Consider the following 17,146-nt stretch of genomic DNA (forward strand, 5'->3'; position numbering starts at 1 on the left):
TCTTCGGTACCGTTGCGCCATGGGGCCTCACGAGGAACTGCGGCACGACTACGAACGCGAGTGCCGCCTGACCGCGGGGCCCGCCGCGATCGACTGCGAGCCCGACACCGGGTTCCTCAGCGCCCGGTTGCCGGTGCCCTCGCTCGCCTTCGGTTCCGTCGCAACCCTCGCCTCTGCTGTCAACCGGCTGCTGGCTGCGGGCGGCCTGCCGCCGCAGGACCGCAGGCTGGACCCCGAGCGCATCGCGTCCTCGTTCGCGGGCGACAAGGCGATGCGGATCGACGGAGCGCCCGTCTCGGGGTTCGCCCCGCTGTCCGGCTTCTTCGCCGCCTCGGACGGCTGGGTCCGCACGCACGCGAACTACCCGCATCACCACGCGAGACTACTACGTGCCCTTGACCTTTCGGCCGATGCCGACCCGGGCCTGGTCTCCACACGGATCGGAGAGCTCCCGAAACAGGAGGTCGAGGACCGGGCCGCCGAGGAGGGCGCCATCGCGGCCGCGGTGCGCACGGAGACGGAATGGCTGGCCGGTCCGCAGGCCACCGCAGGACCGCTGGTCCGAATGACCGCCGGCGGTGCGGGCACCGCGGGCGAGCGCGGCGCGCCACCAACCGATCCACACCGCCCGCTGGCCGGGGTTCGGGTTCTCGACCTCACCAGGGTGCTGGCCGGGCCCGTCGCCGGCCGCGCGCTGGCACTGCTCGGGGCGCAGGTGCTGCGGATCGACCCCCCGCACCTGCACGAGATCGACTGGCAGCACCGGGATACCGGGCAGGGAAAGCGGTCCGTGCTGCTGGATCTCGGCAGCACCGAGGGCGCAGCCACCATGCACGACCTGCTCGACACCGCGGACGTCCTGCTCACCGGGTACCGCCCCGGCGCCCTCGACCGGTTCGGGCTCGGCCAGGACCGGCCCGGCCTGATCCGCGGAAGCGTCAGCGCCTGGGGAACAGAGGGACCGTGGGCGGAGCGCCGCGGCTTCGACTCGATCGTGCAGGCCGCCAGCGGGATCGCGCTGATCGAGGGCGACGAGCACCCGGGAGCGCTGCCGGTGCAGGCGCTCGACCACGGCAGCGGCTACCTGCTCGCGGCCGGGGTCGTCGATGCGCTCGCGATGCGCACGGGGGACGGCATCGGCCGGACCGTCTCGGTGTCGCTGGCCCGCACCGCACGCTGGCTGCTCGAGGCACCCGGCCGAACCGAAGCGCCATCGGCACCGAGGCTTCCAGGACCGTCGACAGTGGTCACCCACGGCGCGACCACCGCGGCTCGGCCACCACTGGCCGAGTACGACCAGTACCCGTATCCGGCTCACGACTGGGGCGCGGATGCGCCGCACTGGACCTGACCGGACCGGCGAAGCAACGGCCCTTCGTCCACCCTTCCCGAGAGGATCCGCCCCGTGCGCGAGCACCACTACGAACTGACCGTCACCTGGACCGGCAATCACGGGGCGGGCACGACCGACCCGCGCTCCTACGGCCGCGAACACCTGGTGACCGCGGACGGAAAGCCGGATCTGACGGGCAGCTCGGATCCCGCGTTCCGGGGCGACCCTACGCGGTGGAACCCGGAGGAACTACTGGTCGCCGCCCTGTCGCAGTGCCACATGCTCTGGTTCCTGAATCTCGCCGCCCTCGCGGGCGTCGTGGTGACGGACTACCTCGATCGCCCGACCGGGACGATGACCGAGGAGCCCGGCGGGGCAGGACAGTTCACGGAGGTCGTGCTGCGGCCGGAGGTCACGGTTGCGGCGACAGACATGCTCCCGAAGCTGGCCGAGTTGCACACGGCCTCGCACGAGAAGTGCTTCATCGCCCGCTCGGTGAACTTCCCCGTGCAGCACCGGCCCACGGCCCTCGTGGGGGCCTGAGATGCCCGGTACCGAGCCGTCCACCGTGCCCCTGATCGTCGACGTCGACACCGGCATCGATGATTCACTCGCGCTGCTCTACCTGCTCGCCAGCCCCGAGGCCGAGATCCTCACGATCGCCAGCACCGGCGGCAACGTGCCCGTCGCACAGGTCGCCGCGAACAACCTTGCGTGGCTGGAGCTGTGCGGCCGGCCGGACATCGAGGTCACCCTCGGTTCGCCTGCGCCGCTGACCGATCCACTGCGCACCACCGAGGACACCCACGGCCCACAGGGCGTCGGCTACGCGGAGCTCCCTGCATCGACCAGGTCGGTGTCGGCGCGCAGTTCGGCGCAGGCCTGGGTCGACATCGCACGCGACCGCCCCGGCGAGGTCACCGGGCTTGTCACCGGACCACTGACCAACCTTGCCCTGGCGCTGCGGATCGAGCCAGCACTGCCGACCCTGCTGCACAGGATCATCGTGATGGGCGGCGCGTTTCACCATCCGGGTAACACGACACCGAAGGCGGAGTGGAACATCTCCGTCGACCCCGAGGCCGCCCGCGAGGTCTTCGATGCGTTCTCCGCCGCCCCCGCCGACCGCAGGCCGGTGATCTGCCCACTCGACGTGACCGAGACCATCGAGATGCGACCGGAGCACCTGCGCCGGCTCGCGGCGGTCGCGGGCAGCACTCCCGCCGAGGTGATATCCGAGTCGGATCCGGTCGGAACCCGCTCGCACGCAGCGAATCCGATTGTCCGGCACCTGTCCGACGCCGTCCGCTTCTACCTCGAGTTCCACCGCGACCACGGTCAGGGATTCCTCGCGCACATGCACGACCCCTTCGCGGCGGCCGTCGCCCTCGGGACCGTCGACTATCGTGCCCGGTCCGCCACCGTGGACGTCGAGTTGACCGGAACTCTCACGCGCGCCTGCACTGTCGCCGACTATTACGGAATGTGGGGACGTCCGTTCAACGCGGACATCGTGGTGGAGACCGATCCCGACGAGTTCTTCTCCTCCCTGGTGGACCGAATCGGACACTGTGCGCGTCGGACTCCGTTCGGTTGACCGCATTTCTGTAATGTCTTGTCCCCGGGGGCGAACGAGAGCGAGGCGCGGTGCGAAACCACCAGAGAATCTTGGTTGTCCTTTGGCTCGTGCTCGCTCTCGTCGGCATGCCCGTCGTCGCAACGGCACAGCCGAACTCGAATGCCACGGCGAGCGGACCACTGGCGCTCGTCTATCGCGGCCCCGCCTCATGCCAGGGGTGCCCCGAGTCGGTCGCGGTGATGCTGCGCAATTCACCGTCGCACTTCCGCACCGAGTACGTCGGGCCGAACGACACACCCATCACGGCTGAGACGCTGGCCCGCGCCAGCGTGTTCGCTCAGCCGGGCGGGCCCAGCCTGAGCAAGGCATGGAAGGCGATGAAGCCGTACTCCGGCATGATCCGCGACTGGATCCGCAACGGCGGCAACTACCTGGGCTTCTGCGTCGGCGGATACCTGGCCGGGGCGACTCCCGGCTACGACCTGCTGCCCGGAGACACCTCGCAGTACAGCGCCAAGCCGGGTGCAACGGTGTGGGACGCCCAACCGCACCGCTCCACAGTCGTGTGGCGCGGTCAGGAGAAGACCGCCTACTTCCAGGACCCGCCCGCGTTCGATCTGGAGCCCGGACACGACGCGACCATCCTCGGCACCTACAAGGGCGGCGAGATCGCGGCCCTTGCGGTCGATTTCGGGAAGGGACGGGTCGGCGTCACGGGACCCCACGTCGAAGCGGATGCGAGCTGGTTCATCGACGACGGACTCTCTGCTCAGGACGCGGTGCACATGGACTTGGCGCACGACCTGGTGGAGACGACAGTGCACCGCGGTGCCGGAACGGGAACGTCTAGTGCGACCACGCTGGTAGCGACACCCGTGCCCGGACCCCTTCCGGTCCCCATGCCCGCGGAGACACCCGCTCCCGCGCCGACCGTGCCGGCAGAGCCCGCACCAACGGAAGCGCCTGCACCATTGACCATTCCGGCGCCGGTCGAGGCCACACCGCCGACGACGGCCGCACCTCAGGAAACCGAAGCGACACCGCCGACCGGCACTCCCCCGGCGAGCACGCCCCCGGTCGCCACGCCCCCCGCACCGCAGCGTCCGCCGCTACCGTGGCCACTGAACCGTCTCGCGGAGGACCCGTTCTTCGGCCAGTTCTTCCCGGGTGCGGCCCCGACAGGTCAACCGTCGGCGCGTCCACACTCCTGACTGTCAGGAGCCACATCCCCCGATCTGCTCACCGCTGAGGTTCGCGCCCGGGCGAAGCGTCGCGCGGACGCTGAACGGGTGTCGACGTCCCGGTGAACGGGATGAATCGACGGGTGGAACGAAGGCCACCCGGCACCTGCGATCGGGTGGCGCGCGCTCTGGTAGCCTCCCTCCTCGTCCGGTCCGCCGGACCCCCGGATGCATGCCGTGCACCACCTCGTGGCCAGCTCGACGGCCTACTCAGATGGCCATGGCGACACCGGAATCGACGCGCCCGGTCCGAACATGACCATGCCGCGACGCGACCCGGACCCACCCCTCCGAGCCCCGCGCAGCGCCTCGCGTCCACGCCGCCGTCGACCCCCCCGATCGAGATGCCCGGACGTGCTCACTCAGCGCGCCCGAGATTCCGCGTTTCCCGCGGCTCACCACCACGAGGAAGCCATGTCCAGTGCTCAAACCCAGCCATTTCTGTCCGGTCGGGCATGGCTCGACACACCGATGCGACGTCTCGAGCACGTCTTCGAGGCCTCCGTCGCACGCGTGCCGCACGCCGTCGCGGTCGAGTGCGACGACCGACACCTGACCTACGCCGACCTCGAACAACGCGCGAACCAGATGGCCCACCATCTGATCGGCCGCGGCCTCGGCATCGGTGCCCGCGTCGCGATCCTGCTCGAGCGTTCCCCGGAGACCTACATCGCCCTGCTCGCGGTGCTCAAGGCCGGGGCGGCCTTCGTCCCGATCGATCCCGCCTCGCCCGCCGACCGCATCGCCTACATCACCGCGGACGCCGACGTCGACCTCGTGCTCACGAGCTCGGCGTTCTCGGACATCCTCGGCGGCCTGCAGGTGCCGTGGACCGAGGTCGACAGTGAGTCCGCCTTCATCGCCGGGCAGCCGACCACCCGCCCGAGCTTCACGGTGACACACCGCGATCCGGCGGCGTACATCATCTACACATCGGGCTCGACCGGACGGCCCAAGGGCGTCGAGATCGCTCAGTCGAGCATCTGCAACTTTCTCGACATCGTCCCCACCGTCTACGACGTGCAGCCGACCGATCGGGTGTACCAGGGCATGACCATCTCGTTCGACTTCTCCATCGAGGAGATCTGGCCGACGTGGGCCGTTGGTGCCACTCTCGTCCCCGGACCCACCGGCGCGGGTCGGCTCGGCGGCGAACTCGCGGACTTCCTCGAGTCGCGTGCCGTCACCGTCATGTACTGCGTGCCGACGCTGCTCGCCACGATCCCCCGCGAGCTCCCACTGTTGCGCAGCATCCTCGTCGGCGGCGAGGCCTGCCCGCGCGAACTGGTCGAGCGATGGGGCCGACCCGGCAGACGCATCCTCAACACCTACGGACCGACCGAGGCAACCGTGACCGCGACGTGGTGCGAGCTCGTGCCGGGTCGCCCGGTGACGATCGGTGTCCCGCTTCCCACCTACTCGGTGGTGATCCTCGACGAGAACCGCGAGCCGGTCCCCCACGGTGGCGTCGGTGAGATCTGCATCGGCGGACCAGGCGTCGCCCGCGGATACGTCGGCCGCCCCGACCTGACCGCCGACCGGTTCCTCGACCTGCCGATCACGGGCATCCGCGGCCGCATCTACCGCACGGGCGATCTCGGCCGGATCACCGAGAACGGCGAAGTCGAGTACCTCGGCCGCGCCGACAGCGAGGTCAAGATCCGAGGGCACCGCGTCGATCTCGGTGAGATCGAGAGCGTTCTGCTCGTCGACGACGCCGTCGCCAGCGCGGTCGTCTCGAAGGTCACCGTCGCCGACGTCGAGCAGCTCGCGTCGTGGGTGGTGCTCATGCCGGGCGCAGACGCAGGCGGCGCCGCGATGGCCGCACTGATCGCCCGCGTGCACGACGAGCTGCAGAGACGGCTCCCGGACTACATGGTGCCGACCTTCCTCGACGTCGTCGACGAACTGCCGATGATGCCGAGCGGCAAGGTCGACCGACCCCGCCTGCCCGCTCCCACCGGCCGACGACTGTCCGGGCCGACCGGCCCCGTCGTCGCGGCGGCCAACGCGGTCGAGCACGACCTGCGCAGATTGTGGGCCGACCTGCTCGGTCTGCCCGACGACGAGGTGTCCGTCGAGGCCGACTTCTTCACCGAGCTCGGAGGCCACTCACTCGCCGCGGCCCAGCTGGTCACGCGGTTGCGCGAGAGCGGGATGCACCCGACCGCAGGCATCCGGGACGTGTACGCCCAGCCGACCATTCGTGCGATTGCCGCGACACTGATCGGAATCGGCCGAGTCGGCGGAACCGGCTGCGCGCTCCCCCCTGCCCCGCCGACACACCACACCGTCGGCGAACCGATCGGCAGTGCCGCCGTGCGACGCGCCGGGGCGCTGCAGGCCCTGTTCGTCCTCCTCGTCCTGCTCGTGGTGACCATCCCGGTCTCGATCGTGTACGTCCGCCACGGCGGTCAGCCGTCGTTCGACGCCCTCGTCGACCTGCTGATCGCCACCGTTCCGTCGTACCTGGTGGTGCGGTGGGTGGTCCCGGTCGTCGCGATCCGGCCGCTGTCCGCGGGCATCGGCCCCGGCCGCTACCGACTCTGGGGCGCAACGTATCTACGTCTGTGGATGGTCGACCACCTCATGCTGCTGGCGCCGATGCCGGTGCTCAGCGGATCGCCGCTGATGGCTCCGTTCCTGCGGGCCCTCGGCGCCAGGGTGGGTGCAGGCGCCCACATCGGCACCTCGACCGTCTCGTTCCCCTCGCTGGTCACCATCGGCGCCGGGGCCTCGCTCGGCACGAACACCGACGTGCGGCCGTGGCGGGTCGTCGGCCGTCAGGTCGTAGTGGCGCCGGTCGTCGTCGGTGCGCACGCATACGTCGCCGCGAACTGCGCACTCGAACCGGGCGCCGTCGTCGGCGACGGCGCGATGCTCGGCGACCAGTCCGTGCTCGCGGAGGGCGCGACGATCCCCGCGCACAGCCGCTGGTCCGGCTCGCCGCCGCGCCAGGTGCGCGCCCTCGACCCGCGCATCGAAGCGATGGCCGCGGACGAGCCTGCACCCGAGTGGACCCCGAAGTTGCTGATGTTCACCGCGTTCGGTGTGCTCACCCTCGAGGCGCTGACGATCGCGACCATCGTGCCGAGCCTGGTTCTGGTGTGGGCGGTGCTGCTCGAGTACGGGATGATCGCCTCGTTGCTGGCGACGCTGGCTTCCGGCGCCGTCTACGTTGCCAGCGTGTGCGCCGTCGTCGCGCTCGGCAAGAAGCTGATCCTGCCGTCGCTGCCGATCGGCACCTTCCCCGAGGCGTCCGCGCTCGGCGTCAGGAAATGGGCCACCGACAAGCTGTTCGAGATGAGCCTGCTCTACACGAACACCCTCTACGCGACCCTCTACACGGTGCCGTGGCTGCGCCTGCTCGGCGCCGAGGTCGGCCGCGGCGCCGAGGTCTCGACCGTCTCCCACATCGACCCCGACCTGCTGACCATCGGCGAGGAGAGCTTCGTCGCCGACATGGCGAGCCTCGGCGGCAGCACGTTCTGCAACGGCCGGATGACGTTCGCCCCCACCGAGATCGGTACCAGGGCGTTCATCGGCAACGCCGCGGTACTGCCGAGTGGAATGCGCACCGGCGACGGTTCACTGGTCGGCGTGCTCACCGTCCCGCCTGCCGAGGGCGTTCCGCCCGACACCTCGTGGCTCGGCAATCCGGCGTTCTACCTGCCCGCCCGCCAGGACAGCGGCCAGTTCGACGAGACGGAGACCTTCGCACCGAGCCGAGCGGTGGTCGCCCACCGCTGGTGGATCGAGTTCTTCCGGATCGTCTTGCCGCCGACGGTGATCGGGGTGAGTCTGTACTTCTATCTGCTCGGGCTCTCGCTGATCGCCCGTGCCAGCACCCTCACCTGGACGATCCTGTCTGCTCCGCTGCTCGCACTGGCAACGGCGCTCGGGGTGGTCCTGTTCTCCGCGGCGGTGAAGAAGAACCTGGTCGGCACCTACCGGCCTCGGGTCGAGCCGCTCTGGGCCAAGTTCGTACGACGGTCCGAGTTCGCCACCGGCATGTACGAGTCCGCGGCCGTCCCGGTACTGCTGGGCCAGCTCACCGGAACCCCGTTCCTGCCGATGATCCTGCGCTGGTACGGCGCGGGCATGGGCAGGCGGGTCTGGATGGGTACCACCTATCTCACCGAGTTCGACCTGGTGCAGGTCGGCGACGACGCGGTGATCGGGGCCGGGGTGTCGCTGCAGACCCACCTGTTCGAGGACCGGGTGATGAAGATGTCGACGGTGACCGTCGGCGCAGGCGCGACAGTCGGCACCCGTGCGGTGGTGCTCTACGACGCGGTCGTCGGCGAGCACGCCGAACTCGGTGCCCTGTCCCTGCTGATGAAGGGCGACGAGCTGCCGGCCAACACCCGGTGGGAAGGCGTCCCGGCGCAGGCGGTGCACGCGTGAGGCACCCGTACCACCGCCCCCTCGCCCTCGTGTACCGCGGCGGGGGCGCAACGCTGCCCGGTTGTGCGGAGTCCGTGGCCGCACTGCTCTCGCTCAGCCGGTGGGACTTCGACGTCCGCTACGTGGGCCCCGGCGAGGACCTGCCGCTCGCACCCGACGTCCTGCGGTCCGCGGCCGTCTACGCCCAGCCCGGCGGTGACGAACTGCTCCCCGCCTGGCGGCGGATGCGTCGACACCGGGACACGGTCCGCGAGTATGTCGCAGGCGGCGGTCGCTACCTGGGGTTCTGTCTCGGCGGGTACCTCGCGGGCGCCACGCCTGGCTTCGATCTCCTCCCAGGAGACGCCGACCGTTACATCTCCACCGATCGGTCCGAGGTCGCCGGCCCCGAGGCCACCGTCGTCGACGTGCGGTGGCGGGGCCGTCCACAGCCGATGTACTTCCAGGACGGTCCGACCTTCGAACTGCCGCAGTACTTTCCGCCCGGCATGTACGTGCTGGCCGCGTACGCCAACGGCCAGGTCGCCGCGCTCACCGCCCGCTTCGGTGCGGGGCGTGTCGGGGTCGTCGGCCCGCACCCGGAAGCCGACGCCGATTGGTTCGCCGATTCCGGACTGCCCACTCCCACCGGCGTCGGTACCGTCGCCGGCCTCGACCTGATCGACGCGGTGATGAGCTGACATGACGACACTGACCGACACTCCCGTTGCCGCCGTCCCCGCACGGCGGCGGATCCGCCTGCGCGGCATCGACCTGGCCCGCAGCCTGGCCGTGCTCGGCATGATCGCCGTGCACTCGCTGGACGACTACGACGCCGACGGCAACCCGACCATGTCGTACAGCCTCTCCGCCGGACACGCATCGGCGATGTTCGCGGTGCTGGCCGGAGTCGCGATCGCCTTCCTGTCCGGTCGTCGCCGGCTGCCGCGCGGGCCGCAGTCTCTCGGCACCGCCGCGTCGCTGGTCGCCCGCGCCGGGATGCTCGGGCTGATCGGGTTGTCGTTGGGATACACCGAGATCGACTACGGGGTGGTGATCCTTCCCTACTACGCCGTCATGTTCCTGCTCGCCGTACCCCTGGTGTATCTGGGCACCCGCGCGCTGGCGGTGCTGGCAGTGGCGTCCGCCGCGTTGATGCCTGCGCTCAGTCAGCTCGTGCGCCCTCATCTCCCTGAGCCGTTCACCCGGCAGTTGTCCTGGGAGACAGTGCTGGTCAAGCCGTTCGAGTCGCTGGCCAATCTGATCTTCACCGGTGAGTTCCCTGTGGTCGTGTGGATGACCTACGTGCTGGTTGGCATCGTGGTGGGCCGGCTCGACCTCTCGTCTCTGCGGATCAACGCCTGGCTCACCGGCTTCGGCGCGCTATTGGTCTCGCTATCCGCCACCCTGTCCTGGATGGTGCTGCACCCGTTCGACGGCCTGAACCGACTCGAGGCGATCACCGATCCCGACACCCTGGCGGAAGTCCTCGCGTTCGGCTCCGACGGCACCGTGCCCACCGACACCTGGTGGTGGCTGGGGGTCAACGGTCCGCACACCGGCACCTCGCTGGACCTGATGAACACCATTGGCAGCTCGCTCCTGGTTCTCGGCCTGTGCCTGCTGCTGTTCTGGATCGGCCGGCCGACCCTGGCTCGTGCCGTCAACATCCTCACCGCGCCACTGGTTGCCGTCGGCACGATGTCGCTGACCGTCTACGTCGGCCACATCATGTTCATCAACTCCGACTTCGACATGTACGACGCCACGGAGGGCTATCTGCGGCAGGTCCTGGTGATCTGCGTCGTGGCACTCGCCTGGCGCGCGACCGCCGGTCGCGGCCCCCTCGAGGGTCTCGTCACCGCCGTGACCACCCGGGTCCGCCGGGCCGTCGAGTCCAGGGTTGGCCGCACGTGAACAGAACCGCGGGCCAGGTGACGCGACGGCGGTTCCTGATCGGAGCGGCCGGTGCAGGCGCAGTCGGCGCTGCCGCCGCCGTCGGCCTTCCGCGTCTGCTCGAGGACGACCGCCCCGTCGCACTCGTGTACCGCGGTCCCGCGACGTGTGCCGGATGCGCGGAGTCGGTGGCAAGCTTGCTCGAGTCTGCCCCGACGCCGTTGCGTCCGGTGTACTGCGGTCCCGACGAAGAGGTCGATGTCACACCCGAATCCCTCGCAGGCGCAACGCTCTACGCACAACCGGGTGGCGGGACCCTCGACCCCGCGTGGCGCCGCGTGCGGGGCTACGCTCCGCACCTCCGTGAGTGGGTGGCGTCGGGCGGCACCTACCTCGGCTTCTGTCTCGGCGCCTACCTCGCAGGCGCCGACCCGGGCTACAACCTGTTCCCGGGGCGGGTACGGCAGTACATCGGGACCGACGAGGCCACCGTCGACGACACCGAGGACACCGTCGTGGAGGTGACGTGGCGCGACGAGCGACGCCACATGTTCTTCCAGGACGGCGCTGTGTTCAGGGTGCCCGGTGACGACTGGGGCGCGGTCGGTGCCACGGTGCTCGCCCGCTACCCGAACGACACCGTCGCTGCCGTCGTCAGCCCCTACGGCAGCGGCCGCGTCGGCCTGGTCGGCCCCCACCCGGAGGCCGACGAATCCTGGTACCGCGGGCCGGACCTGGTGAACCCGGACGGCATCCGATACGACCTCGGGCACGATCTCATCACGACCGCACTGCAGCGCTGACGCGTAGCTCAGAACCGTTGCACGTTGTGGATGGGCGGCAGGTCGGCGAGCCCGGTCAGACCGATCGGGACATCCTCGTCGTATGCGTTGAACACCTGCCCGAATCCCGCGTAGATGCCGACGTGGTCGGCGGCATCACGGAAGGTGATCACGTCGCCGGGAGCCATCGCCTCGACCGGAATCGGTTCGCCTGCCAGTGCCTGATCCTCGCTCACCCGCGGCAGATCCACTCCTGCCTGCCCGAATGCCCACTGCACGAGGCCCGAACAGTCCCACGCGTCGGGCCCGGTTCCGCCCCAGCTGTAGGGCTTGCCTGCCTGTGTGTAGGCGGCGGCGAGTGCTCTCAGGCCGGCAGAACTCCCCACACCCTCGGGGAGGGTTATCTCCGAGGGTGCGGCGGATTCCTCGACTTCGTCCGATTCGCTCAACCGGTCGAGCTGATCGGCGGTCGAGTGCGCGAGCAACGGCGGCACCACCATCGCGCTGGCGACCGCAACGAGCAGCCCGGTCGTGGCGAGCGCGGTTCCGAATCGGGCACGACCACCGCGTGGCGCGGCCGCGTCGGCATCGCCCCGCGATGTCACAACGGACGCGTCCACTGCCAATCCTTCTGTGCCACACAAACTCCGTTCAGCAAACCGCAGAGGCACCGACATGGTACAGAGAGGTGACAACCCGGGTCGCGACAGGCACGACCCGGGTTGTCAGCCGGGATTCGACGATGCGGGTCGCAGCGCCTAACTGTCGAACGCGTCCAGGATCTGATGCGCAGCCAGCGCCGCGGTCAGCGAGCCGTCCCGCACCTGCTGCTCGACGTCGTGACGGATCGCCTTGACCTCGGCGTCGGTCTCGAGCCGGCGCAGCAGCTGGTCGTGCACCATCGACCAGGTCCAGTCCACCTGCTGCTGGTGACGCTTGGCCTCGAGCTCCCCCGCGTCGCCCAGCACCTTCCGATGCCGGAGCACGGTGTCCCAGAACTTGTCCACGCCAACGTTTTCCAGCGCGCTCATGGTCAGCACCGGCGGCTTCCAGAGCGCGTCGTGCGGGTAGATCAACCGCAGGGCCCCTGCGAGTTCACGCGCCGCGGCCTTGGCCTCGATCGCGTGCTTGCCGTCGGCCTTGTTCACCGTCACGATGTCGGCGAGCTCGAGCACGCCCTTCTTGATGCCCTGCAACTGGTCGCCGGTACGGGCCAGGGTCAAGAACGTGAACGTGTCGACCATGTTCGCCACGGTCACCTCGGACTGCCCGACGCCGACGGTCTCGACCAGGATCACGTCGTAGCCGGCGGCCTCGAGCAGCACCATCGTCTCGCGGGTGGCCTTGGCGACACCGCCGAGCGTGCCCGAGGTCGGGGACGGCCGGATGTACGCGTTCGGCTGCACCGACAGGTTCTGCATCCGGGTCTTGTCGCCCAGGATCGAACCGCCGGTCCTGGTCGACGACGGGTCGACCGCCAGCACCGCCACCTTGTGACCGAGCTCGAGCAGGTGCATGCCGAGCGCCTCGATGGTGGTCGACTTGCCCACCCCTGGGACGCCGGTGATGCCGACACGGATCGCGCCGCCCGCGTGCGGGAGCAGGCGCAGCAGCAGCCGCTGCGCCTGCTCCCGGTGGTCGGCCCTGGTCGATTCGACCAGCGTGATGGCCTTCGCGAGCTGTGCGCGCTTGTTCGCGAGCACGGCATCGCCGAGGGCCGTCAGATCGAGGGCAGGCCTGTCAGCTGGCACTCAGATCGTGCCCCAACTGCGCGGCCAGCTTCTCCAGCAGACCGGTGGCCGCGTCGGCGATCACCGTGCCAGGCGGGAAGATCGCGGCAGCGCCGGCCTCGTACAGCTCGTCGAAGTCGCCGGGCGGGATGACGCCACCGACCACGACCATGATGTCGGGCCGGCCCACCGCGGCGAGCGCCTCCCGCAGCGCGGGCACCAGCGTCAGGTGTCCGGCGGCAAGGGAGGAGACACCGACCACGTGCACGTCGGCGTCGGCGGCCTGGTTGGCCACCTCTTCGGGGGTCTGGAACAGCGGTCCCACGTCCACGTCGAAGCCGAGGTCCGCGAACGCCGTGGCGATCACCTTCTGCCCTCGGTCGTGTCCGTCCTGGCCCATCTTGGCGACCAGGATGCGGGGGCGACGGCCCTCCGCCTCGGCGAAGGCCTCGACGAGTTCGGTTGCGGTTGCGATGTTCTCCGCCTTTCCGGCCTCGTCCCGGTACACACCACTGATGGTCCGGATCTCGGCCTGATGACGCCCGTACACCTTCTCCAGCGCGTCGGAGATCTCGCCGACGGTGGCCTTGGCGCGGGCCGCGTTCACGGCGAGAGCCAGCAGGTTGTTCTCCATGCCACCCTCGGTGGAGGTGGCGGCCCTTGTCAGCTCGGCGAGCGCGGCCTGGGTGGCCGCCTCGTCGCGCTCCGCGCGCAGGCGCTCGAGCTTGGCGAGCTGCTCGGCACGCACCTTCGTGTTGTCGACCTTGAGCACCTCGATGCTGTCCGGCTCGTCGGGCACGTACTTGTTGACGCCGATCAGCGGCTGCCTGCCCGAGTCGATGCGGGCCTGCGTGCGGGCCGCGGCCTCCTCGATGCGGAGCTTCGGGATGCCCTCGCCGATGGCCTGCGCCATGCCGCCTGCCGCCTCGACCTCGGCGATGTGCGCGCGGGCGCGGTTCGCGAGCTCATGGGTGAGCCACTCGACGTAGTTCGAGCCGCCCCACGGGTCGATCGGGCGCGTGGTGCCCGACTCCTGCTGCAGCAGCAGCTGGGTGTTGCGGGCGATGCGGGCCGAGAAGTCGGTCGGCAGCGCGATGGCCTCGTCGAGCGCGTTGGTGTGCAGCGACTGGGTGTGGCCCTGGGTCGCGGCCATCGCCTCGACGCAGGTACGGGCGACGTTGTTGAACACGTCCTGCGCGGTGAGCGACCACCCGGAGGTCTGCGAGTGCGTGCGCAGCGACAGCGACTTGCTCGACTTCGGGTCGAACTTCGCGACCAGCTCGCTCCACAGCAGGCGGCCTGCGCGCAGCTTGGCGACCTCCATGAAGAAGTTCATGCCGATGGCCCAGAAGAACGACAGCCGAGGCGCGAACGCGTCGATGTCCATGCCCGCGTCGAGACCGGCCCGGATGTACTCGACGCCGTCGGCGAGGGTGTACGCCAGCTCCAGGTCGGCGGTCGCCCCGGCTTCCTGGATGTGGTAGCCGGAGATGGAGATCGAGTTGAACTTCGGCATCTTCGCGCTGGTGAAGGCGAAGATGTCGGAGATGATCCGCATCGACGGCTTCGGCGGGTAGATGTAGGTGTTACGGACCATGAACTCCTTCAGAATGTCGTTCTGAATGGTTCCGGCCAGCTGGTCGGGCGTGACGCCCTGCTCCTCCGCTGCCACCACGTAGAGCGCGAGGATCGGCAGCACCGCGCCGTTCATCGTCATCGACACCGACACCTGCGAGAGGTCGATGCCGTCGAAGAGCTGGCGCATGTCGAGGATGGAATCGATGGCCACACCGGCCATTCCGACGTCGCCCTGCACGCGCGGGTGGTCGGAGTCGTAGCCGCGGTGGGTCGCGAGGTCGAAGGCGACCGACAGGCCCTTCTGCCCGGACGCCAGGTTGCGGCGGTAGAAGGCGTTGGACTCGGCCGCGGTGGAGAACCCGGCGTACTGGCGGATGGTCCAGGGCTGGTTGACGTACATCGTCGGGTAGGGCCCGCGCAGGAACGGGGCCGCCCCGGGGAAGCTGTCGAGCGGGTAGCCCTCGGACTGGGCCTCGTCGCGGTCCGCCCTGGTGTACACCGGCTTGACGTCGATGCCCTCGGGCGTCGACCACACCACCTCGTCGGCGGTGTAGTTGTTGGCGGCCGCCGCCTCGGCGACGTGCGCGGCGACCTGGTCGGCGGTCGGCGCCTTCGGCGCGGGGAAATCCGGGTCCGTCAGCGGCACGTCGGCGAAGCTGCCGATCACGTGCTTGACCTCGCGGGTGGTCATTTCACTCCCAGGGTGTCGAGCAGGTCGGCGAGCGCCGACACCGCATCAATGCGGGCGGTGAGGAATCCGTCGGGACGGTCCTGGCCTTCCGCCTCGGCAAAGGTCTTCTCCGGGCCGGCCAGCAGCACGGTGGTGATGCCGGCCGCGCGCAGCGCGTCCACCGCGGGGACGCCGTCGGCGACGTACCGCTTGTCGGTGCCGCAGAGCACCGCGACGGTGGTGCCTGCCTCGCGCACGATGCCCGCGACCGTGGCCAGGTCGAGGGTGCCCGGGTTCACGGCCTCGATGCCGCCCGAGGCGAGCAGGTTCGAGGCGAAGGTGGTGCGACCGTTGTGCTCGGCCACCGGGCCGAGCGCGGCGAGGAACACCTTCGGCCGGGATCCGTTGTCCGCCAGGTACTTGTCCGAGCGGTCCCGCAGCGCCTCGAAGGCGGCGCCGTAGCGGGCGACGTCGGCGAGCGGCGACTGCGCGTCCAGCGGCAGCGGCTTCTCGTCGAGGTTCGGGAACTCGTTGACCCCGGTCACCGCGGTCTTGCGGTGCGCGATGTCGGACTCGCGGGCGGCGCGGGTGGCCGCGATCCGGTCCGCGATCAGGCCGGACTCCAGCGCGGCCGCGTAGCCGCCGTCGGCCTCGATCTGCTGGAAGAACTCCCACGAGCCCGCCGCGATGGCGGCGGTGAGGTCCTCGACGTACCAGGACCCGGCGCCGGGGTCGAGCACCCGGCCGAGGTGGGACTCCTCGAGCAGCAGCAGCTGGGTGTTGCGGGCGATGCGGGCCCCGAACGACTTCGACGTCTCGAGCGTGCCCTCGGGCACCGCGGCGTCGAAGGGCAGCACGGTCACCGCGTCGGCCCCGCCGACGCCTGCGCCGAAGGCCGCGAGGGTGGTGCGGAGCATGTTCACCCACGGGTCACGCTGGGTCATCATCGCCGCCGAGGTGACGGCGTGCTGCGGCGCTCCGCCGAACTCGGAGGCCCCACAGACCTGCGCGATGCGGGCCCAGAGCTGCCGAGCCGCACGGAACTTCGCGATCGTCTGGAACTGGTCGTCGGTGGCGGAGAACCGGAACTCGATCTGGCCGAGGGCCGCCGAGATGGTGACGCCCGCACCCGTGAGCGCGCGCAGATACTCCAGTCCGGCCGCGATCGCCGCACCCAGTTCCTCGGCGTCGCTCGCACCCGCGTTGTGGAACGCGGTGCCGTCGACGGTGATGGCGCGGACCGTCTCGGCCCGGCCCGCCGCGGCCTGCGCGAGGGCAACGGTTGCGGCGAGGTCGACGTCGCCGCGACCGGCGAAGGCACTGGTCAGCGGGGCGGCACCGAAGCCGACCGTGACCGCCGAGCGATCCGTCACGCCGTCGCCTGCGGCCGCGCGCTCGTCGAGCAGCGTCAGTACCGCCTCCGCGGCGGCGGCCGTCTCGACGCCGGCGTCGAGGGTCAGCGGCGCCAGATCGAGCAGCACCCCGTCCAGGGCCTGCGCCACCGCGGCTGCGGGCACGTCGCCGCCGCCGGCGCTGAGCCAGATCGCGCTGATGCCGTTCTCGAGCCCGTCCAGGATCGCCTGGTTGACGGCCTTCGGATCAGCCTCTCCCGCACCGAATCCGGCGCTGACGAGCCAGCCGCGGTTCACGTCGCGGTGGGCGTCCCGGCCTCGGATGAAGGGGAACTCCCCCGGGAGGGTGGTTTCGGGGGTCTCGTTGCGGCGCGTGTACAGCGGCGCGACGGTCACACCGTCGTACGTGGTGGTGTCGAGCAGCCGCTCGGGCTCGGCGGGCATGTCAGCCACATCGACCTTGCGGGCCTTCGCCAGCACCGCGGCCACAGCCTTCTGCCACTTCGCGTAGTCGCGTGCAGCGTCCTCGGCCTGTGAAGCGTGTGACACAGGAGCTTGTGACACGGTGTCTGCTTCCTCTCCATATTCGGACACAGTCA

At 70.1% G+C, this 17,146-nt stretch carries 12 protein-coding genes; 8 read left to right on the forward strand and 4 right to left on the reverse strand.

Going from position 1 to position 17,146, the window contains the following annotated elements; genetic code table 11:
- Positions 1-19 precede the first annotated feature (19 nt).
- The 8 genes from RM1_RS13675 (at position 20) to RM1_RS13710 (ending at position 11,238) form a co-directional block, all read left to right on the forward strand.
- Positions 20-1,351 carry a CoA transferase gene (locus RM1_RS13675; RefSeq protein ID WP_083576717.1) on the forward strand — a complete coding sequence of 444 codons (1,332 nt, stop codon included), beginning with the start codon at positions 20-22 and terminating at the stop codon, positions 1,349-1,351.
- Between the two features lie 54 nt (positions 1,352-1,405).
- On the forward strand, positions 1,406-1,876 hold the full coding sequence (locus RM1_RS13680; RefSeq protein WP_072751942.1) for an OsmC family protein: 471 nt from the start codon (positions 1,406-1,408) through the stop codon (positions 1,874-1,876).
- Position 1,877: 1 nt separating this feature from the next.
- On the forward strand, positions 1,878-2,930 hold the full coding sequence (locus RM1_RS13685) for a nucleoside hydrolase (RefSeq protein ID WP_072751943.1): 1,053 nt from the start codon (positions 1,878-1,880) through the stop codon (positions 2,928-2,930).
- 89 nt (positions 2,931-3,019) lie between these two features.
- Complete coding sequence (locus tag RM1_RS27045) at positions 3,020-4,123, forward strand: BPL-N domain-containing protein (RefSeq protein ID WP_072751945.1); 1,104 nt, start codon at positions 3,020-3,022, stop codon at positions 4,121-4,123.
- Positions 4,124-4,567: 444 nt separating this feature from the next.
- Positions 4,568-8,560 carry a Pls/PosA family non-ribosomal peptide synthetase gene (locus tag RM1_RS13695; RefSeq protein WP_245816313.1) on the forward strand — a complete coding sequence of 1,331 codons (3,993 nt, stop codon included), beginning with the start codon at positions 4,568-4,570 and terminating at the stop codon, positions 8,558-8,560.
- Positions 8,557-9,240, forward strand: a complete 684-nt coding sequence (locus RM1_RS13700; RefSeq protein WP_092667938.1) for a BPL-N domain-containing protein — start codon at positions 8,557-8,559, stop codon at positions 9,238-9,240. The genes RM1_RS13695 and RM1_RS13700 overlap by 4 nt, the downstream gene beginning before the upstream one ends.
- Position 9,241: 1 nt before the next feature.
- Complete coding sequence (locus tag RM1_RS13705) at positions 9,242-10,456, forward strand: heparan-alpha-glucosaminide N-acetyltransferase domain-containing protein (protein WP_072751949.1); 1,215 nt, start codon at positions 9,242-9,244, stop codon at positions 10,454-10,456.
- Positions 10,453-11,238: a BPL-N domain-containing protein gene (locus RM1_RS13710; RefSeq protein ID WP_245816315.1), complete on the forward strand. Its 786-nt coding sequence runs from the start codon at positions 10,453-10,455 to the stop codon at positions 11,236-11,238. Before RM1_RS13705 ends, RM1_RS13710 begins: the two co-directional genes overlap by 4 nt.
- 8 nt (positions 11,239-11,246) lie before the next feature.
- Here RM1_RS13710 and RM1_RS13715 read toward each other — a convergent pair whose 3' ends face one another.
- The 4 genes from RM1_RS13715 to RM1_RS13730 form a co-directional block, all read right to left on the reverse strand.
- Positions 11,247-11,837: a C40 family peptidase gene (locus RM1_RS13715; RefSeq protein WP_245816316.1), complete on the reverse strand. Its 591-nt coding sequence runs from the start codon at positions 11,835-11,837 to the stop codon at positions 11,247-11,249.
- A gap of 138 nt (positions 11,838-11,975) precedes the next feature.
- On the reverse strand, positions 11,976-12,968 hold the full coding sequence (gene meaB, locus RM1_RS13720; protein WP_083576718.1) for a methylmalonyl Co-A mutase-associated GTPase MeaB: 993 nt from the start codon (positions 12,966-12,968) through the stop codon (positions 11,976-11,978).
- Positions 12,958-15,216, reverse strand: coding sequence for a methylmalonyl-CoA mutase (gene scpA / locus RM1_RS13725; RefSeq protein WP_072751951.1), 2,259 nt, complete (start codon positions 15,214-15,216; stop codon positions 12,958-12,960). The genes meaB and scpA overlap by 11 nt, the downstream gene beginning before the upstream one ends.
- Positions 15,213-17,096: a methylmalonyl-CoA mutase family protein gene (locus RM1_RS13730; protein WP_072751953.1), complete on the reverse strand. Its 1,884-nt coding sequence runs from the start codon at positions 17,094-17,096 to the stop codon at positions 15,213-15,215. The genes scpA and RM1_RS13730 overlap by 4 nt, the downstream gene beginning before the upstream one ends.
- Between the last annotated feature and the right edge of the window lie 50 nt (positions 17,097-17,146).

Source organism: Rhodococcus maanshanensis NBRC 100610 (assembly GCF_001894865.1).
GTDB lineage: Bacteria > Actinomycetota > Actinomycetes > Mycobacteriales > Mycobacteriaceae > Rhodococcus_G > Rhodococcus_G maanshanensis.